The organism is Actinoplanes sichuanensis (genome assembly GCF_033097365.1).
In the GTDB taxonomy this organism is placed as follows: Bacteria; Actinomycetota; Actinomycetes; order Mycobacteriales; family Micromonosporaceae; genus Actinoplanes; species Actinoplanes sichuanensis.
The window spans coordinates 3545084-3568782 of the sequence record NZ_AP028461.1 but is presented as its reverse complement, the minus strand read 5'-3'; the positions used below and the strand labels follow the sequence as shown (position 1 = coordinate 3568782).

Genomic DNA, 23699 nt, shown 5'->3' with positions numbered 1-23699 from the left:
CGGCACGGGTATTAGTAGAAGTCGTCTCGGAGGGAGCCATGGTCCCGGGTGGGGCGTTGGCCCTGGTGCTCGCGGCGGCGCTGGTGCATGCGCTGTGGAACGTGCTGTTCGCCCGTGGCGGCCGGGGGATCGGCGTACTGGCGGTGACCAACGCGGCCGGCTTCGTGGCGTGGGCCCCGGTCGCCCTCGGCCGCTGGTCGATCGAGGCGGCGGTGTGGCCATACCTGCTGGCCGGGGCCGCCTTCCAGATCTACTACCTGCTGGTGCTGAACCGGGCCTACGCGCGGGCACCGGCACACACCGTCTATCCGCTGGCCCGCGGTCTCGGGCCGGTTCTCGTGCTGGTCGTGGCGGTCGCCGTCGGCGCCCGGGTACCGGGATGGGCGGTCGTCGCGGTCGGGTCGATCAGCGTGGGGGTGTGGCTGACCGTCACCGGTTCGGTGGACCGCCGGGTGCTGGGTGCGGCGTTTCCGGTGGCGGTGTCACTGGCCGGGTTCCCGTTCGTGGCCGCCTACGGGCTGCGGCACGCCGATCCGGCGACCTACCTGTGGCTGTCGACCCTGCCGGTCACCGTGGGCACGCTCGTGGCCGGGCGGTCGGAGCTGCGGGCCGCGCTACGGCCGATGACCGTCGTCACCGGCGTGGGCATGGTCGCCGCGGGTGGTCTCACCATGGCGGCGCTGGCGATGGTCGAGCCGTCGCAGGTGCCGGCGGTGGCGGCGCTGCGCGAGACCGGCATCCTCTTCGTGGTCCCGCTGTCCTGGCTACTCGACCGGACCTTCGCCCGGCGGGCCGCGATGGGTGCGGTGCTGGTCTTCGTCGGGGTGGTCCTGCTGGCCGCCGGCTGAGCTGACGGTCGGCGCCGAAGAGCGTGGTGTGGGCCGGGCGGATCGCACCCGGCTCGGTGTGCGAGTAGTCGCGGGCCTCGACGACCAGGCCGTCCGGGCCGAACCGCAGCACGGTGCAACCGGCGATGGTCAGTGCCTCCCCGCCGGGGTAGATGATCGCCCGGTACTCGACCGCCGCGGTGTCGCCGGTCACGACCGGTTCGGCGAACCACACCTCGGCCGGTTCGGTCTCCTCGGCGAAACACTCGGTGAGGTACTCGCGGAGCCCGTCACGTCCGCGGTAGCACCGCTGGACGCCCGCCCAATGGTCACCGTCCGGCGCCTGGAGCGCGGCGATCGCCTCGACGTCCTGCGCCGGCCAGCCGGTCCGCCAGGTCCGCGCCCAGTTTCCGGCCCACTGTGCCGTCGTCATCCGCTTCACCTGACCGCGTAGTTGCGCAGCAGCCGCAGCGCGGTGCCCGCCTGCGGGCCGCTGACCAGCAGTTTCGCGTCGGCCGGGGCGAGCCGTTGGGCGCCGACCCGGCAGAAGTCGCCGGCCGGGCCGGTGATTACGTTCGCCGCCGCCGGGTCACCCAGCCGCCAGGTCGAGCCGTCCGGGGCGGTCAGGTCGGCGCGGACCGGGGCCGGCGGCAGGCCGGCCAGGCGGAACGCGTACGGCAAGGTGCTCAGCCCGAGCCAGGCGACGTGTCGCAGACGGGCCGTGTCGGGGTGGTCGACGCCGAGTGGGACGGTGATGTCCAGAGCGTGCGCCCAGTGCTCGGCCAGCCTGGTGGTGGCCAGGGTGCGCGGCTTCAGCGGGGTGGCGACCCACCGTACCGGCTGAGTCTGATCCGCCGCCCGAAGGGCCGTGACCGACGCGCGCCGGGCCGCCCGCCAGCGGTCGAGGATCTCCGGGCCGTCGCCGCGCTCGGCTTCGACCAGGGCGCCCATCGCCTCGTCGACGGTGGCGCCGAGCTCGTGCCAGCGGACCGGATCACCCTGCCCACCGGCCGTCGCGACGACCGCCTCCTCGGTCTGCGCCAGATGCAGCAGCACGTCGGCGATCGTCCAGCCCTCGGCGGCCGACGGGGTCTTCCAGTCGTCCGGGCCGAGCCGGGCCAGGACCGTCTCCAGCTGTCGTTGTTCGGCTTCCAGATCGTCGTACACGTCGGTGTGCGCCACCGTCGCAGCATAGAAGAATGTGTCGATGGCCGTCTTCGCTCAGATCTCCCTCGGCGTGCACGACTGCGACCGGGCCGCCGCCTTTTGGATCGCGGCGCTCGATTGGGTGCGGCGTCCGCCGCGATGGCCCGGCGACGACTGGATCGTGATCGAGCCGCCACCCGGGCAGCCCGGCGCGCCGATCGCGATGGACGACAGCGGCAGCCCCGCGCCGGAGTTCCCCCGGATCCACCTCGACCTGCGGGCCGGTGACGACGGGCTGGACGCCGAGGTGCAACGGTTGATCGCTCTCGGCGCGACCCGGGTCGACTGGCCGTTCTATCCGGCGCCGGGGGAGCGGCACCCGGACGAGCCGCCGTTCGTGGTGCTCGCCGACCCGGAGGGCAACCGGTTCTGCGTCGCAGCCTGACTTCAGGCGGCGCCTGACTTCAGCCGCCGGCTGAGCCCGGTCGGCCGCCGCTCAGCTGAGCGCGGCTCAGCTGAGCGCGGCTCGGTTGGCCGCCGCGAAACCGGGGCGCCCGCAAAGCCGGGGCGCCGCGAAACCGGGGCGCTGCGAAACCGAGGCGCCGCTCAGCTGGTCGCCGTGCAGCCGGGTCGCCGCTCAGTCGGCCGCCAGTCGGGCCCGCAGGTCGCGGGCCGCCGTGCCGCGGTAGTGGACCAGGACGTCGGCCAGGGCCCCACGGACCTCCGGGTCGGGATGGTCGGCCAGGTAGGCGAGTTCCTCGGCCCCGCCGCGCCGGCGTCCGGCGAGGGCGTACAACGCGTAGACGATGTCGTCCACCGTGACGGCCGCCCGGAGTGTCGCCATGAGCTGCGGTTTCGTCTCCGGTGGCGGGTCGTAGGGGAAACGTCGGCGGACCCGGGCCGAACCCGGCGTTCCCGGCTGCAGGCACACCGGGCAGGTGCACGGGCGGCGGCCGTGCGCGTCCGGGACGTGCCGCCAGCCCACGCCCTGCGGCAGCGCGCGGATCCGGCGTACCTCGGCGGGCCTGATCGATCTCGGCACGAAGATCTCGTAGCCGCGCGGATCGGCCAGACCCCGCAGATGCGCGGTGGCCGCCGCCGCGGTCAGCCGTTGCGGCTCGCGGCCGTAGCGGCCGACGGTGACCGGCTCGTCATCGGGGATCCGCACGTCGACGGCGACCAGCACACCCGGCTTCCAACGGCGCAGCTCCCGCACCCACTGGTGGGTGAGGGTGAAGTCGGGCAGCACCGCCATCGCGTAGACACCGCGGTCGCCGTCCCAGCCGCGGCTGCGCGCGCCGATACCGCCACGCAGCAGACGGGCGGCGTGGCGGTGCGCGGTGACATGGACCAGGTTCGGCATCACCGCGCAGCGTAGACGCCTGCTCAGAGGTAGTGCAGCAGAGTTATCACCAGGTCGGTGACGACCGTCGCGGCGAAGACCGCCCAGCCGATCAGGTTGCGGGAGCCGACCCGCAGGTGCGCGATCAGGGCGCCGGTGAAATACAGGACCAGGCCGACGGCGGCCGAGATCCCGAGCGGGGGTACGGCGAACCCGATCAGCAGTCCCGCGGTGCCCGCCGCCAGTAACGAGCCCAGCACCGGCACGTATCTGCGGGGGATCCCCTTCATGTCCGCCTGGGCCTTCGGGTATTCGTGGCCGATCAGGTACGTGACCGCGGCACTGCCGGTGAAGAACGCGGTCACGAGCGTGACGATGATGTATGCCGTGGGCAACGGATCCTCCTCGATGGTCGATCGAAGGAGGGGACGGCCGAGGCGGACCGAATGTGACGGCCGGGGCGGTCCGACTGTGACAGCCGCGGCGGCTATCGGCGGCCGATCAGGGTTTGGACCACCGGGCGGCCCGCGTCGGCGACCAGGCGGGTCAGCAACGTGCCGAACGGGTCCTGGCTGGTGCCGTCGGGCTGCTCGCTCAGTCGTGGCCGGACCCGCATCGGCGCCTGGCCGCTGGGTTTGAGCAGGTAGGCCGACGTGGTGCCGGCCATGAGGTTGCCGTTTCGGATGACGTGCAGCTCCATCCGTTCCATCTCCAGCCACAACGCGGCTCTGGCCCGGCCGTTGCGGACGTGCACGAGGCCGTGCTCGTAGGCGTACACCGCCGCGCTGCCCCAGAACGGGAAGACGATCGCCCAGCCGAGGGCGCCGACCGCCAGCACCAGCGCCGGGACCGCCAGTGCGATCAGGAACAGGGAGAACAGCGCGAACGCCGCCGCGAACGAGACCACGCTCAGCAGTAGCGCGATCAGCGCCGCCCGGGCCGGGTCGCCGGTGGCGCGGTGCCCGACCGGTGCACCGAGGCGGTGTGCGGTGGCGAGCGCGGTGACCTTCGCCGGGATGGGCGTGGTCTCGTCGGTGTCCATGCTGGTCAGCCCTCGCGCTCTCGCCTGTTTCCGCGTGTCGAGAGGGCATCATGCTCGTGATCTCTGTCAAAAACCTTGCAGTCCTATTTCAGCGGGTCCCAGGAGTTGGCGAACCAGCGGCGCAACGATTTCGCGAGGTCGGGATGACCGGCCGCCCACACGTCGTCGAAGGCGAAGAACTGGTGGTAGCCGAACTCGTCGTCGATGTGGAAGACCGCCTGGGCCAGGTGGTCGGCGACCTCGATGCGGCCGAGTGCCGGGCGGCGGCCGCCGAGCGGGCCGGGGATGATCTCGCGGCCCTCGACCTGGGCCATCACGTCGAGGACGACACGGTGTGCCGACTCGTGGTCGCCGGTCATGCCGTCGAGGTCGAGCTCCTGATCGTCCCAGGCGCCCCAGCGGTTCATCCGGTCGAGGGCGGCGGCGAGATCGTCGTCGGGGCCGACGCAGCCGCGCAGCAGGGTCAGCTCGGCCGGCCATGTCGCGGTGGTGCGCAGCCATCGACCGAGATCGGGCAGCCGGACGCCGGGGAGCCGGACCACGGTGGCCTGGGTGTCCCAGTCGACGTCACCGATGTGGGAGTAGGCGATGGTGGTCACCGGGTCGCCGGGGTCGCCCGTGGTGGCGGGGAGTGGCCACTCGCCGTGGACGGGGTAGGTGAGCCGGCCCGGTCGGTCGGTGACGAGCACGTCGTCGAGGAAGTAGTAGGCGAGCGGCACCTCGTCGTCGTCGGTCAGGGCGCGGACGCTGTGCTCGTCGACGGTCACCTTGCCCTCGACATAGAGGTGTCTCTTCAGCTGCTTGCGCAGGTCGGCCATGGACGACGGCTTCGGCAGCGACCGGCAGTCGACCTCGTCGAAGATGGTGTCCAGGCCGTAGACGTCGGCGCCCAGCTCGCCCTGGAGCCAGGCCTGCGGGTCGGGGGCGGCCTCGGCCCACCCGCGGCGGAACCAGTCGAGCACCGACGCGTCGGGCAGGCGGCGCACGTGCTTGCCGAGCACACCGTGATACGGGGAGCGATAGACGAACCAGGTCATGCCGACATCCTGCCCGCCGGGTACGACAAAACCGGATCAGCCCGCAGCGGCGTCTCGGCCGGGACCGGTCGCGGATGTCGCGTCGTAGTCGGGTTCCGGATCGTTGTGTTCGTGGCAGTCGTGGCGCGTACCAGAGGGCAAAGGTTTTCAGGGTCTAAACACTTGATACAGGAATGTGTCACCAACCTTTCATCAGTTCTGTTGATCATGAATGGACCTTGACGGGAAGGCGGACAAAATATGCCGAGGCGCGTATTCGTGCACATCGGGGCACCGAAGACCGGCAGCACCTATGTGCAGAACGTGCTTTTCGGCAACGCCGAGCGGCTGGAGCGGACCGGCCTGCTGGTTCCGGCCACGTTCAGCGCCCACGACCAGGCGATGACCGACCTGCGGCAGGTGCCGTGGCGCGATCCGGAGCTGTACTGGACGTGGGATCGGCTGCTGGAGCGGTTCGAGCGGTGGCCCGGCGACGTCGTGCTGACCAGCGAGGGATTCGGCGCCGCCACCGCTGAGCAGGCGAAACGGGCCGTGGAGAGCCTCCGTCCAGCCGAGGTGCACATCGTCGTCGCGGCGCGTGACCTGTGGCGGACCTTCCCGTCGATGTGGCAGCAGAGCATCCGGGCCCGCAGCACCTGGCGTTTCGAGGACTTCCTGACCGCCGTCGAAGAGGGGAAGTTCGACGGATTCTGGGACCATTACACCGCCAACCGGATGTTCCAGCGCTGGGGTGACCTCGTTCCACCCGCGCAGCGCCACATTGTCACGGTCCCGCAGCCGGGCGCGCCGCACGACCTGCTGTGGAAACGGTTCGCCGGAGTCCTCGGCATCCCCGACGGCGTCTGTGAGCCGGCCGCCCCCGAGTCGAATCCGTCGCTCGGCGCACCGGAGATCGAGGTGCTGCGGCGGGTCAACGCCGCACTCGGCGACCTCTATCCGCACCGCCTGCCCTACCAGCGGGTGGTCCACCAGCACCTGCTCCGGGCGGTGCTGCAGCGCCGCGAGAACGACATGCGTTTCGGGGTCGGCCTGGACCGTGCCGGATGGGTCGCCGAGCTCGCCGACCAGCAGATCAAGGAACTCCAGGACTACCCGTGCCACATCGTCGGTGACCTCGCCGAGCTGCGCCCGGGCCGGATGGGCGATTCCACCAGCCCGGACGCGCTCGACGAGAAGCAGATCCTGGACGCCGCGATCCAGACCATCGTCGGCATGATCGCCCACGCCGACGCGCTGAAACAGCAGGTGCCGCAGCAGCCGGTCGGGATGATCGCCCGGGTCCGGCGCGGAGTCCGTCGCCGCCTAGTCTCGTAGCCGCCGGTACGCGCGCGCCGACAGCGGGATGAAGATCGCCGCGATCAGCAGCGGCCAGCCCAGTGCCAGCCACACCGCGTGCTCGGCCAGCACCCCGCCGGTCATCCCGGTCGGATTGCCGAACAGCTCCCGGGCCGCGGTCGCGGTCGCCGACAGCGGATTCCACGCGGCGACCGCACCCAGCCAGGCCGGCATCGTCTCGGCCGACACGATCGCCGTCGACAGGAAACCGATCGGCCACACCAGCACCTGCACGGCCGCCGTCGCGCCGCCCCCGCGGAACGTCAGGCCCACGAAGATCCCGATCCACAACATCGAGAACCTCAGGAGCAGCAGCAGGAGTACGGCCAGCGCAGCCGATGCGGGATCGGAGGTGATCCGCCACCCGATCGCCAGCCCGCCCACCAGCAGCACCGCGAGTTCGGCCGCCGAGTTGGTCATGTCGGCACCGACCCGGCCCAGCGCCGGTGACGCGCTGCCGATCGGCATCGATCGGAACCTGTCGGTGATGCCCTTGCCCGCGTCCGCGGCCATCTTGGTGGCCGTCGTCTCGACCCCGAACATCATGCTCAGCGCCATCATGCCGGGCAGCAGGAACGCGATGTAGTCGCCGCCGCCGGGCACGTTGATCGCCCCGCCGAACAGGAACCCGAACACCAGCAGCAGCATGATCGAGAACATCAGGCCGAAGACCGGGCCCCACGGCTCGCGTCTCCAGTGGGCGAGTTCCCGTCGGGTGAGGATCCAGCCCGCTCGCAGCGTGGTCATCGGACGGCCTCCTTGCCGGTCAGTTTGAGAAACGCCTCGTCCAGGGTGGGGTGGCGCAGCTGCAGGTCCTCGACGATGATGCCGAGCTCGTCGAGGTTGCGGACGATGTCGATCAATCCCGAGGTCACCTCCATCGTGATCGTCTGGTTCTCCTCGTCGATCTCTCCGCCCAGACGTCGCGCCGCCTCGTCGATGTCGGCGCGCACGGTGATCGTCACCCGGTCGCCGCCGACGTGGCGTTTCAGCTTCTCCGGGGTGCCCTCGGCGATCACCCGGCCGTGGTCGACCACGGTGATCCCGGCCGCCAACTGGTCCGCCTCGTCCAGGTACTGCGTGGTCAGCAGGACCGTGGTGCCGCGGGCCGCGGTCTGTCGGATGCCGGTCCACACATCGTTGCGGGCGCGCGGGTCGAGCCCGGTGGTCGGCTCGTCCAGGAACAGCACGGCCGGGGTGAGGATCAGTCCGGCCGCGATGTCGAGGCGCCGCCGCATGCCGCCGGAGTAGGTCTTCACCGTCCGGTCGGCTGCCTCGGCCAGCCCGAACGTGTCGAGCAGGTCGCCCGCGCGGGATTCGGCGTCGACCCGGTTCAGGCCGTAGAGCCGGCCGAACATCACCAGGTTCTGTCGGCCGCTGAGGATCTCGTCGACCGCGGCGTTCTGGCCGACCAGGCCGATGCTGCGGCGTACCCGGGCGGCCTGGGTGCGTACGTCGAACCCGGCGACGCTGGCCGTGCCCTCGTCGACGTCGATCAGGGTGGCCAGGGCCTTCACCGCGGTGGTCTTGCCGGCGCCGTTCGGCCCGAGCAGGCCGTGGATGACGCCGGCCGGCACGTGCAGGTCGAACCCGTCCAGCGCGGACAGGTCGCCGTATCGCTTGCGCAGTCCTTCAGCGATCAACGTGTGCACGAGCGCTCCTTAAACTCCGTATGCCTTACGGAAAATTATCGCGGGGAACACCGTACACCGCACGGGGTAGATTTGGCACATGGAGAAACCGGATGATCTCGCTCGCACCATGACGCTGCTCTGGCGGCGCGCCCTCGGCACCCCGCAGGGCGCCCGAGGGCCGAAACAGCGGGTCAGCGTCGACGAGGTCATCCAGGCCGGGATCGCGGTCGCCGACGCCGACGGGCTGCCGGCCTTCTCGATGCGCAAGGTCGCCGACCGGCTCGGGCTCAAACTGATGTCGATCTACACGTACGTGCCGGGGCGTTCCGAACTGATCGGGCTGATGGTCGACGAGGTCGTCGGCGAGATCCCGCACCCGCCCCACCGGGACTGGCGCGAACGCCTCACCGGCGTCGCCCGCCACCAGTGGGACGAATACCACCGCCACCCGTGGTTGCTGCAGGTGGAGAACTCCCGGCCCTGGATCGGCCCCAACGGCTGCGATCGGTACGAGTGGCAGCTCGCCGCCGTCGACGGGGTGGGCCTCGACGACATCGAGATGGACCAGGTCATCACCATGATCGGGGCGTTCACGGCGGGTGCCGCCCGGACCTCGGTGGTCACCCTGCGCACCACCGAGGAGTCGGGAATCTCGGATGTCGAGTGGTGGGAGGCCAACGCGCCCATCCTGGAGAGGGTGATGCCGCCGGGGGCGTACCCGCTGTCCGGGCGGGTCGGCACCGCGGCCGGCGAGGAGTACAACGCGGTCGGCGACCCGGATCGGACGTTCCGGTTCGGCCTGGAACGGCTGCTCGACGGGGTGGAGGTCCTGCTGCGGTGAGAGTCGCGGTCGCGCTGGTCGCGGTGCTGGCCCTGACCGGCTGCACCGGCCAGTCCGCTCGACAGCGGCTCTTCGACGACGCCGTGATCTCCGGTGACGCGGCCGTCCTCGGTGACGCAGTCGCGGCGTTCTTCGTCGGCCCGGTCGTGAAAGGGCCGACGGAACACGGCTACCTCGTGCTCGTCGGTCCCGGCGGTGCCTTCCGCACGATCCGCACCGCGCCGATGGACTCGATGCGGCCCGCCTGGTCACCGCACGGCCTGTACTTCGCCGACGAGGACAACGACTACCGGCTCACCGCGTCCGGGCTCACCGTCACCGCGAATCCCAAGACCGCGGCACAGAACCTGATGTTCGCCCTGCCGGGCGGCGGCGCGGTCGGCGTCTTCAACAATGCCGGTGACCAGATCAGCACCCCGGACGGCCGCTTGTACCAGGTCAGCGGCACCCACTTCACCGGCGCCGACTGCGACGGCCGGATCTACGGCATCGGCGGGGACGCCTACCGTGAGACACTGACCGCGATCTACCCGGCCGAACGAGAGATCGCCCAGCGACCGGCGACGGCCACCGAACCCATCGGTCAGGTGCCCTGCGTCGACGGCGTCGTCACCTACCTGTCCTGGGCGGGCGTCGTCTCCTGGAACACCACCACAGGTGACCATCAGGTGCGGCCGCTCACCGTAGACGACGGCACCCGCCTCGACGAGCAGGACTTCGGCTACGCGGTCCAGGACTGGAAAGACGGCCGGCTGCACTGGGTGTACGCCGACGGCCGGGTCTTCGCCACCGATCCCGCGACCGGCCGGACCACCCCACTCTTCGACACCGGCCTCGGCACCGGATTCGGCCGGGAACGCCACACCCTGTACGCCTTCACCGGCACCGCCCTGCACACGATCAGCACTCTCCGCGACGCGCCCGGCAACCTCGGCTACACCGTCTTCGACCGCGCCGACGGCCGCAAGCTGCGGGAAGCCGAGATCGCGATCCCCAACACCGCCGTGAACGTCGGCGACCTGGGCCTGACGTACATGGCCGCCCGTGATTGACTCGGGGCACGACAGACACGGGAGGACAATTGATCATCATCGCTGGTGAGCTGCGTGTGGACCCGTCCCAGCGCGACCGCTATCTGACCGGGGTCGCCGACATCACCAGGCAGGCCCGCGCCGCGACCGGATGCCTCGACTTCGTGCAGGCACCCGACCCGCTCGACCCGGCCCGGATCACCGTCTACGAACGCTGGGAGTCCGACGAAGACCTGCACCGCTTCCGCGAGACCCCCGGCCCGACCCCCGAACTCCCCGAAATCCACGCGGCCGACGTGCGCCGATTCCGGATCAGCGGAGTCGAGGAGCCGTGACCGACTACGACGGGATCTACCGGTCCGGCGCCGCTCCGTGGGAGATCGGCATCCCGCAGCCCGCCCTCGACCTGACCGTCAGCGGTCCCCGGGTCCTCGACATCGGCTGCGGCAGCGGCGAGGTCGCCCTGGAACTCGCCCGCCGCGGCCATCAGGTGACCGGCGTCGACGTCTCGGCCGTCGCCATCGAACAGGCCCGAGCCAAGGCCGCGGCCGAGGGCCTGACCATCGATTTCCGCGTCGGAGACGCCCGGTCACTGTCCCTGGAGCCGTTCAACGCGGTCATCGACTCCGGCTTACTGCACAGTCTGCTGCGGTACGGCGGAGCCGCCCCCTACGTAGACCTGCTGCCCCGACTGACCGCCCCCGGCGGCAGCCTGACGATCCTGGCCATCTCCGCCGAGGGCGCCCAGGGCTGGGGTGTGACCGAGGACTACCTGAAAGCCACCTTCACCGCGCCCACCTGGACCGATGTGACGGTCAGCCCCATCGAGGTGATCTCCACGGCGGGCCCGCTCCCCGGTTTCCTGCTACAGGCGTCCCGACCCGACTGACCTGCGTGCCCGCACGCCGCCGCGCCCCGCTGCGGGCCTTGCCGCCGCTTCGTCGGGCCATGGCAGGGCCCCGCCTGCCCCGCCTTCGCCCGTCGGGGTGCCGGTAAGAAACGTGTCACTAGATCCAATCGGCGTAGATCACGACGCGGTCCGGCTTCGATAGATGCTTTTGCTGGTGGGAGCCGCCACTTCGTTATCAGCGCTCATTCGCCGTGACACTGTCAGCGGACTCGCCTACGGGAAACCGGTCGGTATCGATGACGCGTCGACGGGTTGCGTGCCGGACTCGGCCGCGTAGCGCCTTCCTCGCTGTCAGCGGTGGCGAAGCCTGCTGACAACGAGGGGAGGTCTCGCGTCGTTGTCAGCGCTGATCTCTCACGTCGCTGTCGGCAGCTCTTTCATTCTGGTGGCAGCGTGTCACCCCGGCTCGGGGGATTGAATCGTCGTCCACTCTCAACGACCATCGAGGAGGTGAGGCCAATCTCGAGGTTCCCGCAGCTCGGTGTCGTGGCTCGCCTGATAGCCGTGCTCGCCGGTGCGGCGACTCTCCTTTTTCTGCTGCTGGGGCCGATCGCCTGGTGGGCAACGCCGGCCAAGCACCTCACAGGCAAGGACAAAGCCGACGCGCGCAATAGCACCCGGCAAGTCCTGCTGGCGGGGATTGGCGGGATCGGCCTGCTGGTCGGCGCGAGCTTCACGGCCCGGACCTACTTCCTTGCCCGCCGCGGCCAGGTCACTGAACGGTACGGAAAGGCGGTCGCCCAGCTCTCCTCCGAGAAGCTGGTCGAACGTCTGGGCGGCATCTACGCGCTGGAGCATGTGATGGCCGACTCGCTTGCACACCACGAGACGGTCTGCTCGGTCCTGGCCGCGTTCGTGCGAGAGGAAGCCCGAGGAAAAACCGGAACCGGCGCTGGCGACCACGTTGCCACAGACGTCGAGGCAGCGGTCTCCGTCCTCGGCCGACGGCCCCACCGCCGAGAACGGGGCGCCGTCGATCTCACTGGCGCATGGCTGACCGGCGCCGATCTGGCCGGTGCCTACCTGGAGGGCGCGGTCCTCCGTTCGGCGCGACTCGACGCGGCGGATCTCAGTGGCATCCACTTGGATCAGGCCGACCTGCGGGAGACGGTCGCCGAGAACGCGAAACTGGATGATGCGCACCTTCGAGGGGTGCGCTTGGGTAAGGCATCTCTGAAAGCGGCCAGCCTCGCCAATTGCGATCTCCGTGACGCTGACCTCACCTCGGCCGACCTAATCGACGTCCGCGCGTCGCATTGCGATTTCCGTAACGCCGACCTGCACCACGCCGTGTTGGAGGGTGCCGATCTCGGCGATTCTGACCTGAGCGGCGCGGTACTGACCGGTGCCCGGCTGCGGGAGGCCGATCTGAGCAGGACAATCGGCCTTGTCCCGGAACAACTCGACGCCGCCCGGGTGGATGACAGCACCCGGATCCCCGCGTACGCCGTTATACGGAACAAGATCATCGGCCCGTGAAGCAGGGGATAGGAGAAGGACGTGACAGGCACCTATCGATTCGGTGACACCGCAACAGCGTCCGATCGGCTGGCCGTGCTGTCCGCGGCATTCGAGCAGAACAGCCGAGAATTCATCGAACGGTGGGTCGATCGCCCGATCCGTTCGGCCATCGATCTTGGCTGTGGACCGGGACATACCACGCGTCTTCTCGCTGAGGTTACCGGTGCGCGGAGAACAATCGGCGTCGACCACTCGGGCTCCTTTTTGAACGAGGCGCGGTCGGAATCCGATCCGAACGATGCGGTTTCATTCGAAAAGCACGATGTGATCGAGATGCCGCTCCCGGGGGCACCCGCAGACCTTGTCTACTGTCGATTTTTGCTGTCTCACCTCGCCGAGCCGGCGTACGTGGTCGGTCGGTGGATTACGCAGTTGCATGTACGGGGAATACTCTTGCTGGACGAGGTCGAGTACGTTCGTACCCGGCACCCGGTTCTGGACCGGTATCAGGAGGTCGTCGTGGCGTATCTGGCTCACTACGGCAACCGGCTCGAAGTCGGGCCGACGCTGGACGCCTTCGATGTCGGCTCGTCGGCGATGCGTCTTTCGAGCACTGTGCGCGAGGTTCGGCCGAGCACCGACCAGGTCGCCAGAATGTTTACCAACAATCTGGCCGTCTGGCGGAACGACGATTTCCTGACCGGCCGATTCACCGCCCAGGGCCTTGCAGACCTCGAAGTAGAGCTGCGCGGGCTAATCGGGTCGCCGGACCGGCTTGACGCGGTGTGGGGCATTCGCCAGATCGTCTTCCGACGGAACCACTAGCGAACAGGACCCCGGTCATGTCTGAGGAGCGACGTCACGCGGACTGCCTCCTCAGTTTTATCCGCCAGGATCAGGCGTGGGCGGGCTGGGTCGGAACCGTGCTCGCCCAGGCCGGGATGACGGTCGCCCGGCAATGGTGGGACTTTAGTCCTGATCAGGACTACGACGACCTGGCCGGCCGAGCGGTGCGGGAGGCGAGCACGATCGTCGTCCTGCTGTCACCGGCCTTCGTGAACTCGTTGTACGCCAGCCGGGAATGGCTGGTCGCCCTCCGGCGGCGGACATCCGAGGGGTCGCCCGTGATCGCCGTTGTGGTCGAACCGGCGCCGGTTCCCGAGGTCCTGCGGTTCGACCGCACGATCGACCTCGCTGCGGCGGAGCGGGACGAGGGGCTGGCCCGGACGCGGATCATCGACGGCATCGCGCCCCACTCCTTGCGGAATACGCCCCTTCCGGGCGTAGCAGCTCCGCCGCGCTTCCCCGGCCGGCCCGCACCGATCCAAAACCTGCCGCCGCGCAACCCGAACTTCACCGGCCGTGCGGCCGAGATGGACCGGCTGCACGCCGCGATCTCCTCACGCCCGGGGCCAGCCGTGGTGACGCCCGCGCAGACGATCCACGGGCTCGGGGGCATCGGCAAGACCCAGCTGCTGATCGAGTACGCGTATCGCTTCGCCGTCGAGTACGACATCATCTGGTGGATTCCTGCCGAGCAGAACGAGTCGATCTCGACCGCAATCAACGGTCTCGCCAGCCAGATGGGGATCACTCAGCACACCTTTGTCGACGACACGGTTACCGCCGTGTGGAATGCGCTCGCTCACCGCGGCGCTTGGCTTCTGATCTTCGACAACGCCGATTCGCCGGAACAAATCGAAAAGTATCTGCCGCCGCAGTCCGGCGACGTCCTGATCTCCTCGCGCAATCCGAGTTGGCGTCGGGTCGCAGACCCGGTCGAGTTACCCGTCATGCGAGAGTCCGAGGCGGTCGCCTTTCTCGGCAAGAGGCTGCGCGACGAACAGGGTCCAGACGGGGGCGCCGCGACCGAGGAGGACCGGCGTGTGGTCGCCCGGCGGCTCGGATACCTACCGCTGGTCCTTGAGCAGGCCGCCGCGTACATGGAGGACACCGGCCTGGAACCGGCCGACTACCTCGAGTTGCTGGCCGAGGTCGGCGAACGGGAGATGCTGGACCGCGGGCAGCCGGCGTTCCACCAGGACAACATGAATCGGACTCTGGATCTGAGCACAGAGAAGATTAGGGAGTCTCCCGACGCCGACGCACTCCTGAAGCTCTGCTCATTCCTCTACCCGGATGACCTACCCCGGGACCTGCTAGGCCGCGTTTCGTAAGTGCGGTCGAAGTGTGACGGGTCTCGGCGTGGCGGTTGTCGATACGAAGTGAGGTCTCCGGTAAACGGGTTAGCGACCAAGCAAACCTGAACCACCGGAGACCTCGTGCCCAGCGTAGCGGCAGCGAGGCGACACGATCTCACCGACGCTCAGTGGGCGGTGCTGGAACCGGCACTGCCTGCGGAGCCGGCAAGGGGTCGTCCGCCACGATGGACGAAACGGCAGATCATCGATGGGATTCGGTGGCGGGTCCGGGCGGGAACCCCGTGGCGGGACGTGCCCGAGGTGTACGCGCCCTGGCAGACGCTGTATCGCTGGTTCCGGCGCTGGCAGCGCGACGGGACCTGGGCGAGGATCCTGGCCCGGCTCCAGACCCGGGCCGACGCCGCCGGCGACATCGAATGGGCGGTGAGCGTCGACTCCACGATCAGCCGTGCCCATCAGCATGCCGCCGGCGCCCGTCACGACGGTGACCTGCAGAAGGAACCGCCGGGTGGGGTGTTCACCGAACCCGCCGATCATGCTCTGGGCAGGTCCCGGGGCGGGTTCACCACCAAGACCCACCTGGCCTGCGAACAGGGCCGTAAGACGCTGTCGACGGTGATCACCGCTGGTCAGCGGGGTGACAGCCCGCAATTCATCACGGTCCTCGAACGCATCAAGGTCTATCGGGTCGATGGTGGCCGGCCCCGGACCCGGCCGGATCTGGTCCTGGCAGACAAGGCGTACACCAGCAAAGGCAATCGCGGCTATGCCCGCCGCCGCAAGATCAGGGTGTGCATCCCGAGCAAGGCCGACCAGGACGCCCACCGCAAAGCCAAAGGCTCCAAGGGCGGGCGTCCTCCAGCGTTCGACCCGGTCGTCTACCGGCAGCGTCACGCCGTGGAGTGCGGCATCAACCAGCTCAAACAGAACAGGGCGATGGCCACCCGGTACGACAAACTCGCCGTCCGTTTCGAAGCCACCGTCACCATCGCCGTCATCAACCAGTGGCTTTGATGGCTTTTACGAAACGCGGCCTAGTCCGACACATCGGCAAGATGCCTCGCCAACTCCGGCGAGACCTGAGCGTTCGCCTACGATTCGACGACGCTGTCGGGGTGCTGTTCCGCTACTCGATCGTCTCGTCGGCGAACCGCGGCATGCGCATCCACAGGCTCGTCCAGTCGTACGCGCGAGAGCGGCTCAGCAATGAGGAACAGGTGACATGGATCAACGCCATCGCAGCGTGGCTCATTACCACCGCACCGACCGACGACCTGCGGATCGACAGCCGGAACCGGGCGGATCGCCTCGTGCCCCACGTCCGTGGCTTGGTCGACCATCTCAAGCGTCTACTCGACACCGACGCCGCGAGCGAAATCGAGGTGCCCACCTTCATCCGCCTTTTCGATCTAACCGGGATTTACCTCCACCGCGTCGGGCGTCTGGCTGACGCCGACGGTGCGCTACGCCGCGCCCTGACCCTGACCGCAGACCTCCCGCCTGGGCCAGACCGTGCATTACTGGAGGCGCGGCTGCGGAGCAAGCTCGGCGGTGTACTTCATGACCAGGCATCGCCCGGTGCCCTCGAACTGCTCCTGGAGGCCTTGCGTGAGGCCGAGTCGAGCGGTATCGCGCCCGCCAAAACCGCCACGATTCGTAGCCGCTACGGCCGATACCTGCAGGAGACGGGTAAACTCCGGCCCGCCGAGGAGCAACTCGATCGGGCCCTGGCCGACGCCATTGAGGGCTATGCGATCGACTCGCCGGTGGTCGCAGCTATCCGCAGCAACCTCGGCCGCACCCTGCAGGACCTCGGCCGGATGCCGGAAGCGCAGGTTCAGTACGAGAAGGCCCTCGCCATCACCGGCCGGAGGTACGGCGATGACGACGTCCGGGTTCCGTCACGCCGCAACGACCTGGCCGGCGTCCTGCAGTACCAGGGATTCTTCGAGGACGCAGAGCGGCAACTCGAATCCGCTGTGGACGCGACGTGCACGGCGTACGGCGCTCGCCGGATCCCGCAGGCACTGCCGATCTTTGTAAACCTCGGGGCGGTCCGGCACGATCTGGGCAACCACGCAAGTGCGCACGACGCTTTTGACGAGGCCCTGACCGTCGTGAAGGCACTTGACCTGGTCGACCATGCCTCGTCCGCGGTTCTCTACACGAACGTCGGGGCCCTGCTGCTCGCCGAGGGGCGAGGCGAGGAGAGCGAACAGTGGCACCGCCGGGCGCTGGGCGTGATCCGCAAGCCCGGGCCCCGGACCGGCACCTGGATCCTCGTCATCCAAAACAACCTAGGACCGGTGTTGTACATGTCGGACCGGGCGGCTGAGGCCCGCGACACGCTCGGAGACGCGCTGCAGACCTGCGAGCGAACGTTCGGCCCGGCGCATCCCCGCACGGCCGCCGTCCGGAGCGCCTTCGGCAACGCGCTGCTCCGGCTAGGTCAACCGCGAGCGGCCGCGTCAGAGCAGAGGACAGCCATCGACGACACCGAACCGAAGTACGGACGTGACCACCATCGGATGGCCGTCTACCGCAACAATCTGGCACTGGCGACTCACGCTCTCGGCCTGTACGACGAGGCGCGCCAGGAGTTTGCTGAGGCCGAGCGAATCGCGATCGCGAAGTTCGGGCTCGACCACCCGGGCACGCAGTCCATCGCCGGGAACATCATCGCGCTCGACGCGGGCGAGCAGCCTGCCGCCGCCCTCCACGTCACCCTCCGCATCCACCAGCGGCTTCGCGCCGTGGACGGCTGATTGCAAGGGCCCCGACCGTGCGTAGCACTACCTTCCTCGGCCGTGGCGGACATCATCACCGCGCTCGACCTGGACTCGCTGCTCATGACCACCCGATCGAGCGTCAGCTCAATGGCCAGATTCGGCCCGAATCATGATCACCGCCGTTCGGATCTGGTGACACATCTCTCAACGCCCCCGTCGTGCGCGCGAACCGTACGTCTCTCGCGGTCTTAGAGCACAGCGACCGGCCGAGATGCGGCTGTCTGGGCCTTGTCGGGCGGTGTCCGTTCATCCAGGTGAGCGACAGGCACGAGGCCAACCCGCCGCACCGCAGTGCGGGCCGACCCGGAGTCGGGACCGAGCAACCTCAACCTCGACCTCAACCTCTACTTCAGGGTCGCTTCGGTGCCGGCGGGCGAGCGACCGTCGGCGGATGATGAGGTTGGTTCGGGGGCCGGTCAGCGTGGGGTCACGCCCTGCACTATCGGGGATTCCGGCAGGCCGAGGGCTGTCCGCAGTTGGGCGGTCAGGGAAGTGGTCACCGGGATCTCCTGGGCGGCCGTCAGATAGGCGGTGACTGTCTCGGCCTTTGCGGCGCGCTGGTAGGCGGCTGCTCGTTCCTGGAGGTGTTCGTCCAAGGCGTCGATGATGGTCTGGACGTCGGATGGCCACTGGTTCTTGCGGAGTCCCTTGGAGAAGGCGGTGGTGGCCTTGGCCGCGCCGGCCGCCAGTTTCTTGTGGCGGGCCAGGTTCGCCTTGGTCGGGGCGGGGGCGTTCATCCACTTCTCGCGGGCGGCGTTCGAAGCGGCGCTGAGTTTCGTGTAGGTCTCACCGGCCTCCTTGATCGACATCGTCGGCTCGGCCGAGACCGACACGGCCGGTGGTGTCTCCGCACTCGGGGAAGCGCAGCCGGTGAGGCCCGTCAGGGACAGGGCCAGGGTGATGGCGGCGACATGGTGGCGCTTCACGAAGGGGTCGGCCTCTCGTCGGGCGGAAACTCGCCCGGCACTGTCGGCCGGCACCCGCCGGGTTGAAGAGAAAGCCGCCGAACGAAATGCGCCGCACGGCCTGCCGTGGGGGCGCGCCGTGGGTAAGGGCCTGCGGTGAGAAAGCCGGCGGTACGAAAAGTCCCTGGTGGACGGCCCGGCAATGGGAGAACCCGCGGTGAGGTGGCCCGCCCGTCGAAAGGATCGGGTTGATGGTCGACCGCGCTCGAGCGGCGGGAGGAAACCGCGGGTCAGACTCGGCGTAGGACGGAGACGACCTTGCCGAGGATCACCGCCTGGTCGCCGGGGATCGGGTCGTAGGCCGGGTTGCGGGGCTCCAAGAATATCCGGCCGGATCGCCGCTGGAAGACCTTCACGGTGGCCTCCTCGTCGATCATCGCGGCCACGATGTCGCCGTTCCATGCTTCGGACTGCTGGCGTACCACCACGATGTCGCCGTCGCAGATGGCCGCGTCGATCATCGAGTCGCCCTGGACCCGGAGGCTGAACAGGGTGCCCCGGCCGACCAGGTCGCGGGGGAGGTTCAGGAGTTCCTCGGCGTGTTCGGCGGCCAGGATCGGGGTGCCCGCGGCGATGGTGCCGACCAGGGGGACGCCCACCGTGTCGGCCGGAGCCCGGGTGGGCTCGTCGGACTCCAGGAACATCCGGATGTCGACCGGGCGGGACACCGTGCGGCCGCGACGGAGGAAACCGTGGTCCTCGAGGGTGCGCAGATGGCGGCTCACCGAGGACGATGACATGCCCAGGGCGTCGGCGATCTCGCGGGTCGACGGGGCGTAACCGTGTTTCACCGCGGCGTCGCGGATCACCGCCAGGATGCGGCGCAGACGCTCGGGCAGGACGGACGTGTCGAACTCTTCCTCGGGCAGCACCTGGAGATCTTGCCCCATGACAAACGTGAACCCAAATCGCCGCGCCGGGCACTGTAATCGTGTGACTGATGCGGAGCGGGACGCGCTGCTCGTGGTGCGGGCGCAACTCGGGGATCGGCAGGCCCTCGGTGAACTGGTCGGGCACTGGCATCTGCCGGTGTGGCGGTATGTGCGGGCGATGCTCGGCGACCGGGCCCGCGCCGACGACGTCAGCCAGGAGGCGTGGGCCCGTGCGCTGCGGGCGCTGCCCGGACTGCGGCAACCCGAACGCTTCGCACCGTGGCTGCTCACCATCGCCCGGCGGTCGGTCCAGGCCAACATACGGCAGGGGTACGACATCGAGCCCGCCCCCGAACCGGTCACCGCTGACGAGGCCACCGGCGTCCTCGACCGCGCCCAGGTCACCGAAGGGCTGGCCGGGCTGCCGGAACGGGAACGGGAGGTGCTGATCCTGTTCTACCTGCACGATCTGGCCCTCGACGACTGCGCTCAGGTGCTCGGCGTGCCGCCGGGCACCGTGAAGTCGCGCCTGAACCGGGCCCGCCGGCAACTACGCGAGCAGATGATCAAGAAGGGGTACACGACGTGAACGACGCACCGGGGTACCGGCCGGAGCAATTGGTGAGAAGGGTGTCGCGGGGGCTGCTGGCGGCCGGGATCGCCGGGTTCACCGGCTCCGCCCTGATCGCGACCCTGTGGGCGACCGAACCCGGGCGCCTGCCCACCCGTACCGCATGGGCCTTTGCGGGGTTGATCTTTGTCGGACTCGCCTGGGCCGCGCTTGCGGCCTGGACCGCATGGAAACGTCCGCTGTTCGCCGACGACCGGGTGATCGCCGGATGGCTGGCGGTCGTCTTCACCACCGCGACCACCCTGGTCACCGCCGTGGTCGCGGGACCGTTGGTGGCCGGGCCCGGACTGCTGATGATCACCGCGGCGGTCATCGTGCTGGTCCGGGCCCGGGCCTATCGTGATCGTCTTCGGTCACAGGTCGCGGCGCTGGAACGACAGCGCGGCCAGTGACAGCACCAGCCCGGTCCAGACCGCCGCCCACAGCAGGTAGGTGCCGGTGAGCGGATGCATGCTCAGGAAGGGCGACTCCTCGACCCCGGATCCGGTCTGCGCGATCAGGGCCGGGTCCTGAAAGGAGTTCATCGCGCCACGCCAGAGGCCGTCGGTCGGCAGCAGCATTCTGGACACGGTGCCGACCATTTCGACGTTCGGGTTGCCGAGGGCACTGCCGACCGAGCCGACGATCCCGGCGATCCACGTCGCCCCGAACAGGCCGACCGCGACGATTCCCGAGGCCATCGGCGAGATCGCGGTCGAGAACAGCAGGCCCAGGGTGAGCAGCGCGGCCGTCTGCCCGGCGAGCAGCGCCAGCCCGGTCACCGGATGTGGCGGCCAGTAGTCGACGGTGGCATGCACGATCACGAACTGCGCGATGCCGGCGACCGTCACGAATCCCGCCCCGAACGCGACGAGGCCCAGCCATTTTCCGGTCAGCACCTGCGCGCGCCGGATCGGCCTGGTCATCATGGCCAGCGCCACGCCCGATTCGACCTCGCCGGACAGCGTCGGTCCGGCCAGGAACGCGGTGCCGAGCGCGGCGATCAGGCTGAACCCGAACATCACCAGGTTGAGCACGATCGACCCGGAGACCTTGGCCTCGCCGCTGGTCAGACCACCGTAGTCGGCGGAGATCTCGGAGAAGCCCCACGCGCTCAGCGCCAGCAGTACCGCGGTCAGCGCGCCGAGCGACCGCAGCACCCTACGGCGGGCCGCCTCCCGGAGGGTGAGCGCGGCGATGGTCAGCACGATTCTCACGAGTTCTCCCGCAGCACTTCGAGCAGACGTTCTTCCAGGCTCATCCGGGCCGGTTCCACCGAATGCACCCGGACGCCTCGTTTGACCAGGTCGGCGACGAGCGCCGGGACGTCGTCGGGCATCGTGATGGTGTAGGCGTCGCCGTCTCGGGTGAACGGTTCGAGGGTGGCCGCCGCTTCGGCCGACACGTCGGTCAGCGACAGCCGCAGCGTCCGGCGTCCGAGCAGTTCGGCGAGTGTCCCGGAGGCGGCGACCCGGCCGTGATCGAGGATCACCACCCGGTCACAGACCCGTTCGACCTCGCCGATCAGGTGCGAGTTCAGCAGCACGGCGACGCCGCGATCCTTCAGTGACAGCAACAGATCCCGCACGTCGGCCCGGCCGAGAGGATCGAGCGCGCTCGTCGGCTCGTCGAGAACGACCAGGTCCGGACCCGCGACGAGGGCCACCGCGAGGCCGAGGCGCTGCTGCATGCCCTTCGAGAAACCCCCGACTCGATCGGCTGCCCGGTCGGCCAGGCCGACGAGGGCCAGGCTTTCCCGCCGGTCCCGGTCACCGACCTGCACCCCCGCCAGCCGTACGTGCAATCGCAGCACCTCGTCGGCACTGAGCCAGGGCTGGTAGCGGAACAGCTCAGGCAGGTACCCGACGCGTTCCCGGGACCGCGGGTCGGTGTGCGGCCGGCCGAGCAGCATCACCTCGCCCGCGTCCGGCCGGACCAGTCCCAACATCATCTTGATCACGCTGGTCTTGCCCGCCCCGTTCGGGCCGAGCAGGCCCAGCACCTCCCCACGGCCGACGGTGAACGAGACACCGTCGACCGCGGTCCGGCGTTTGTAACGTTTCCGCAGGTGGGAGACCCACACGGCGGGCGAGTCGATCACTTCGCCCACCGGGTCTCCCCGGCCACCCGCAGCACCTCGTCGGTGCTCAGCGAGCCGCCGACCACGTTGATGAAGCCGCCCTCGACCCAGAACACCGCCGACAACGCGCCACTGTCGGTGGTCAGCACGGTCGCCGGGGCCTTGCCGACCTTGGTGGTGAAGCTGGACTCGCTGCTCTCGTTCACGATCAGCGGTAACGTCCCGCCCTCCTTCGTGAACGCCTTCAGCTGACCCGACACCGACGCCGGCAGCCCGGGCAGCGACAGCAGATAGTCGCGGGCGGTCTCGAACGGAACGCCGTTAGAGAACCCCTTCGGCGCCACCACCCGCCCGATCATCAGGGCCGGAGCGCCGCTGTTGCCCGGCCACACCGCGGCCAGCCCGGGGCCGGCGGTCAGCCGGAACTCGGTCGTCGCCAGCCCGGCCGGCGGTTCCGGAACCGGCCGGCCCAAGGCCTTCTCCGCCTTCGCCCGGTCGAACGTGAACACCCCGAGCACCCGGTCGCCGACCAGGAACCGGGGCTGCCCGGTGACACCCATCGGCAGGTTGGTGATCCGGGGGCTGGCCAGGCCGGTCGCCTCCCGGGCGGTCCGTGCGTCGTCGACGTCGCGGATCCTCGGCCGGCTCTCCACCCGCATGGTGCCGAACTCGTCCAACTCCGGCAGTTGCACCAGGTCGGCCTGCGGAACGGTGATCGGGGTGACCTGCTCGGTGTGGAAGATCTGGAACCAGTTGCCGGCCGCGGCCGCCGAAGCCCCGCCGAGCAGCGCGATCACCCCGACGACGGCGACGAACGGGGTCCTCTTCCAGCGCCTGCGCGGCCGGACCGGCACGGGGGCCTCGTGGTCGGCCCCGGCCAGCAGACGCGACCAGGCCGCGTCGACGTCGACGTCCACGTCGAAACGCAACGCGCTCGCCACGTCGTCGGCGTCGCTCGACACCGCCATCAGCCGCGACGCGCACGACGGGCAGTCGTCGACGTGCGAGCGGTCACTGTCGGCCACCCCGTCCGGCTCGTCCAGCAGCCGGCGCAGCAGGCCGTCACCGGGATGACGCATGACGGTTCAACTCCTCACGAAGGGCGGACTCGGCGCGTCGCACGGTCGTGCCGACGCTGGCCGGGGAAAGGTCGAGGGCGGCCGCCACCTCGGCGTAACTCAGGCCGCTGTGCCGCAGGACCAGGGCCACGGCCTGCTTGCGGGGGAGGCGGGACAGCGCCGCCCGTACCCTCTGCTGCTCCTCTTTGGCCACGACGGTCTCGGCGACGTCCGGGGCGACGCCGACCCGATCGGACGCCGCCTCCTCCCGGGAGACCCGCCGCCGCCCGGACCGCAGATGGTTGAGCGCCGTGTGCGCCGCCGCCACACACAACCAGCCGACCGCCTCACCGGCCGGGACGGTGGTCCGGCCGAACGCCAGGAAGGTCTCCTGGGCGACGTCCTCGGCCTCGTCGCGGGACCCGAGCACGCGGGCGGCCACCCCGACCACTCTCGGATAGGCCGCCCGGAATATGTGCTCCAGGTCGGATCGCACGGAGGCCGGCACGGCGCCCTCCCGCTCCTTCAACAGTTGCTTCACATCAGGTAAGCACCGC

27 protein-coding genes and 1 pseudogene are annotated in these 23699 nt (G+C 69.5%); 14 read left to right on the top strand and 14 right to left on the bottom strand.

Features of this window, described 5'->3' with window-relative positions:
- Positions 1-38: 38 nt before the first annotated feature.
- Positions 39-848 (top strand): hypothetical protein, encoded by an 810-nt coding sequence (locus Q0Z83_RS16215; protein ID WP_317794760.1) that lies wholly within the window; start codon positions 39-41, stop codon positions 846-848.
- 88 nt (positions 849-936) lie between these two features.
- Here the strand turns inward: Q0Z83_RS16215 and Q0Z83_RS55780 are convergent.
- Both Q0Z83_RS55780 and Q0Z83_RS16210 read right to left on the bottom strand, forming a co-directional pair.
- A pseudogene (locus tag Q0Z83_RS55780) lies at positions 937-1260 on the bottom strand (nuclear transport factor 2 family protein); the annotation flags it as partial.
- 5 nt (positions 1261-1265) lie between these two features.
- Positions 1266-2009, bottom strand: a complete 744-nt coding sequence (locus Q0Z83_RS16210) for a maleylpyruvate isomerase family mycothiol-dependent enzyme (protein WP_317794759.1) — start codon at positions 2007-2009, stop codon at positions 1266-1268.
- A 25-nt stretch (positions 2010-2034) separates the two neighbouring features.
- Between Q0Z83_RS16210 and Q0Z83_RS16205 the strand changes: the two genes are divergently transcribed.
- Positions 2035-2418 (top strand): VOC family protein, encoded by a 384-nt coding sequence (locus Q0Z83_RS16205; RefSeq protein WP_317794758.1) that lies wholly within the window; start codon positions 2035-2037, stop codon positions 2416-2418.
- Between the two features lie 192 nt (positions 2419-2610).
- Here the strand turns inward: Q0Z83_RS16205 and Q0Z83_RS16200 are convergent, their stop codons facing one another.
- From Q0Z83_RS16200 to Q0Z83_RS16185, 4 genes are all read right to left on the bottom strand, one after another.
- Positions 2611-3336, bottom strand: a complete 726-nt coding sequence (locus tag Q0Z83_RS16200) for a HEAT repeat domain-containing protein (RefSeq protein ID WP_317794757.1) — start codon at positions 3334-3336, stop codon at positions 2611-2613.
- A gap of 23 nt (positions 3337-3359) precedes the next feature.
- Positions 3360-3710 carry a DoxX family protein gene (locus Q0Z83_RS16195; RefSeq protein ID WP_317794756.1) on the bottom strand — a complete coding sequence of 117 codons (351 nt, stop codon included), beginning with the start codon at positions 3708-3710 and terminating at the stop codon, positions 3360-3362.
- A gap of 92 nt (positions 3711-3802) precedes the next feature.
- Positions 3803-4357 (bottom strand): hypothetical protein, encoded by a 555-nt coding sequence (locus Q0Z83_RS16190; RefSeq protein WP_317794755.1) that lies wholly within the window; start codon positions 4355-4357, stop codon positions 3803-3805.
- 83 nt (positions 4358-4440) lie between these two features.
- Positions 4441-5394, bottom strand: coding sequence for a hypothetical protein (locus tag Q0Z83_RS16185; RefSeq protein WP_317794754.1), 954 nt, complete (start codon positions 5392-5394; stop codon positions 4441-4443).
- 240 nt (positions 5395-5634) lie between these two features.
- On the opposite strand from Q0Z83_RS16185, the gene Q0Z83_RS16180 reads away from it, so the two are divergent.
- A complete protein-coding gene (locus tag Q0Z83_RS16180; protein WP_317794753.1) occupies positions 5635-6708 on the top strand; it encodes a hypothetical protein in 1074 nt (357 codons plus the stop codon).
- Here Q0Z83_RS16180 and Q0Z83_RS16175 read toward each other — a convergent pair.
- Positions 6697-7476, bottom strand: a complete 780-nt coding sequence (locus Q0Z83_RS16175; RefSeq protein WP_317794752.1) for an ABC transporter permease — start codon at positions 7474-7476, stop codon at positions 6697-6699. The genes Q0Z83_RS16180 and Q0Z83_RS16175 overlap by 12 nt on opposite strands.
- Positions 7473-8381 (bottom strand): ATP-binding cassette domain-containing protein, encoded by a 909-nt coding sequence (locus Q0Z83_RS16170; protein ID WP_317794751.1) that lies wholly within the window; start codon positions 8379-8381, stop codon positions 7473-7475. The genes Q0Z83_RS16175 and Q0Z83_RS16170 overlap by 4 nt, the downstream gene beginning before the upstream one ends.
- 79 nt (positions 8382-8460) lie before the next feature.
- Here Q0Z83_RS16170 and Q0Z83_RS16165 point away from each other — a divergent pair, with 79 nt between their 5' ends.
- The 9 genes from Q0Z83_RS16165 to Q0Z83_RS16125 all read left to right on the top strand — a co-directional run bounded on the left by Q0Z83_RS16165 (position 8461) and on the right by Q0Z83_RS16125 (position 17533).
- The gene (locus tag Q0Z83_RS16165) at positions 8461-9204 is read left to right on the top strand and encodes a TetR/AcrR family transcriptional regulator C-terminal domain-containing protein (protein ID WP_317794750.1); all 744 of its coding nucleotides are present in this window, start codon (positions 8461-8463) and stop codon (positions 9202-9204) included.
- Positions 9201-10256 carry a hypothetical protein gene (locus Q0Z83_RS16160; RefSeq protein ID WP_317794749.1) on the top strand — a complete coding sequence of 352 codons (1056 nt, stop codon included), beginning with the start codon at positions 9201-9203 and terminating at the stop codon, positions 10254-10256. The genes Q0Z83_RS16165 and Q0Z83_RS16160 overlap by 4 nt, the downstream gene beginning before the upstream one ends.
- 29 nt (positions 10257-10285) lie before the next feature.
- On the top strand, positions 10286-10570 hold the full coding sequence (locus Q0Z83_RS16155; RefSeq protein ID WP_317794748.1) for a putative quinol monooxygenase: 285 nt from the start codon (positions 10286-10288) through the stop codon (positions 10568-10570).
- Complete coding sequence (locus Q0Z83_RS16150; protein WP_317794747.1) at positions 10567-11124, top strand: class I SAM-dependent methyltransferase; 558 nt, start codon at positions 10567-10569, stop codon at positions 11122-11124. Before Q0Z83_RS16155 ends, Q0Z83_RS16150 begins: the two co-directional genes overlap by 4 nt.
- A gap of 507 nt (positions 11125-11631) precedes the next feature.
- Entirely contained in the window at positions 11632-12624 is a 993-nt protein-coding gene (locus tag Q0Z83_RS16145; protein ID WP_317794746.1) for a pentapeptide repeat-containing protein, read from the top strand.
- Between the two features lie 21 nt (positions 12625-12645).
- On the top strand, positions 12646-13431 hold the full coding sequence (locus Q0Z83_RS16140; protein ID WP_317794745.1) for a class I SAM-dependent methyltransferase: 786 nt from the start codon (positions 12646-12648) through the stop codon (positions 13429-13431).
- Between the two features lie 17 nt (positions 13432-13448).
- Positions 13449-14783, top strand: a complete 1335-nt coding sequence (locus Q0Z83_RS16135) for a tetratricopeptide repeat protein (protein ID WP_317794744.1) — start codon at positions 13449-13451, stop codon at positions 14781-14783.
- A gap of 105 nt (positions 14784-14888) precedes the next feature.
- The gene (locus tag Q0Z83_RS16130) at positions 14889-15782 is read left to right on the top strand and encodes an IS5 family transposase (RefSeq protein WP_317786601.1); all 894 of its coding nucleotides are present in this window, start codon (positions 14889-14891) and stop codon (positions 15780-15782) included.
- A 101-nt stretch (positions 15783-15883) separates the two neighbouring features.
- Positions 15884-17533: a tetratricopeptide repeat protein gene (locus Q0Z83_RS16125; protein ID WP_317794743.1), complete on the top strand. Its 1650-nt coding sequence runs from the start codon at positions 15884-15886 to the stop codon at positions 17531-17533.
- A 440-nt stretch (positions 17534-17973) separates the two neighbouring features.
- On the opposite strand, the gene Q0Z83_RS16120 is transcribed toward Q0Z83_RS16125, so the two are convergent.
- Both Q0Z83_RS16120 and lexA read right to left on the bottom strand, forming a co-directional pair.
- Positions 17974-18483 carry a hypothetical protein gene (locus Q0Z83_RS16120; protein WP_317794742.1) on the bottom strand — a complete coding sequence of 170 codons (510 nt, stop codon included), beginning with the start codon at positions 18481-18483 and terminating at the stop codon, positions 17974-17976.
- A gap of 269 nt (positions 18484-18752) precedes the next feature.
- Positions 18753-19412, bottom strand: coding sequence for a transcriptional repressor LexA (lexA, locus tag Q0Z83_RS16115; protein ID WP_317794741.1), 660 nt, complete (start codon positions 19410-19412; stop codon positions 18753-18755).
- A 43-nt stretch (positions 19413-19455) separates the two neighbouring features.
- Between lexA and Q0Z83_RS16110 the strand changes: the two genes are divergently transcribed.
- Both Q0Z83_RS16110 and Q0Z83_RS16105 read left to right on the top strand, forming a co-directional pair.
- Positions 19456-19983 carry an RNA polymerase sigma factor gene (locus Q0Z83_RS16110; protein ID WP_317794740.1) on the top strand — a complete coding sequence of 176 codons (528 nt, stop codon included), beginning with the start codon at positions 19456-19458 and terminating at the stop codon, positions 19981-19983.
- A gap of 32 nt (positions 19984-20015) precedes the next feature.
- Complete coding sequence (locus Q0Z83_RS16105) at positions 20016-20417, top strand: hypothetical protein (protein WP_317794739.1); 402 nt, start codon at positions 20016-20018, stop codon at positions 20415-20417.
- On the opposite strand, the gene Q0Z83_RS16100 is transcribed toward Q0Z83_RS16105, so the two are convergent.
- Genes Q0Z83_RS16100 through Q0Z83_RS16085 form a run of 4 tightly spaced genes read right to left on the bottom strand, consistent with a single transcriptional unit; the run spans position 20379 to position 23683 of the window.
- Positions 20379-21221, bottom strand: coding sequence for an ABC transporter permease (locus tag Q0Z83_RS16100; protein WP_317794738.1), 843 nt, complete (start codon positions 21219-21221; stop codon positions 20379-20381). The genes Q0Z83_RS16105 and Q0Z83_RS16100 overlap by 39 nt on opposite strands.
- On the bottom strand, positions 21218-22114 hold the full coding sequence (locus Q0Z83_RS16095; RefSeq protein ID WP_317794737.1) for an ABC transporter ATP-binding protein: 897 nt from the start codon (positions 22112-22114) through the stop codon (positions 21218-21220). Before Q0Z83_RS16095 ends, Q0Z83_RS16100 begins: the two co-directional genes overlap by 4 nt.
- Positions 22102-23163 (bottom strand): hypothetical protein, encoded by a 1062-nt coding sequence (locus Q0Z83_RS16090; protein ID WP_317794736.1) that lies wholly within the window; start codon positions 23161-23163, stop codon positions 22102-22104. The genes Q0Z83_RS16095 and Q0Z83_RS16090 overlap by 13 nt, the downstream gene beginning before the upstream one ends.
- Positions 23147-23683: a sigma-70 family RNA polymerase sigma factor gene (locus Q0Z83_RS16085; RefSeq protein ID WP_317794735.1), complete on the bottom strand. Its 537-nt coding sequence runs from the start codon at positions 23681-23683 to the stop codon at positions 23147-23149. The genes Q0Z83_RS16090 and Q0Z83_RS16085 overlap by 17 nt, the downstream gene beginning before the upstream one ends.
- Positions 23684-23699: the final 16 nt, after the last annotated feature.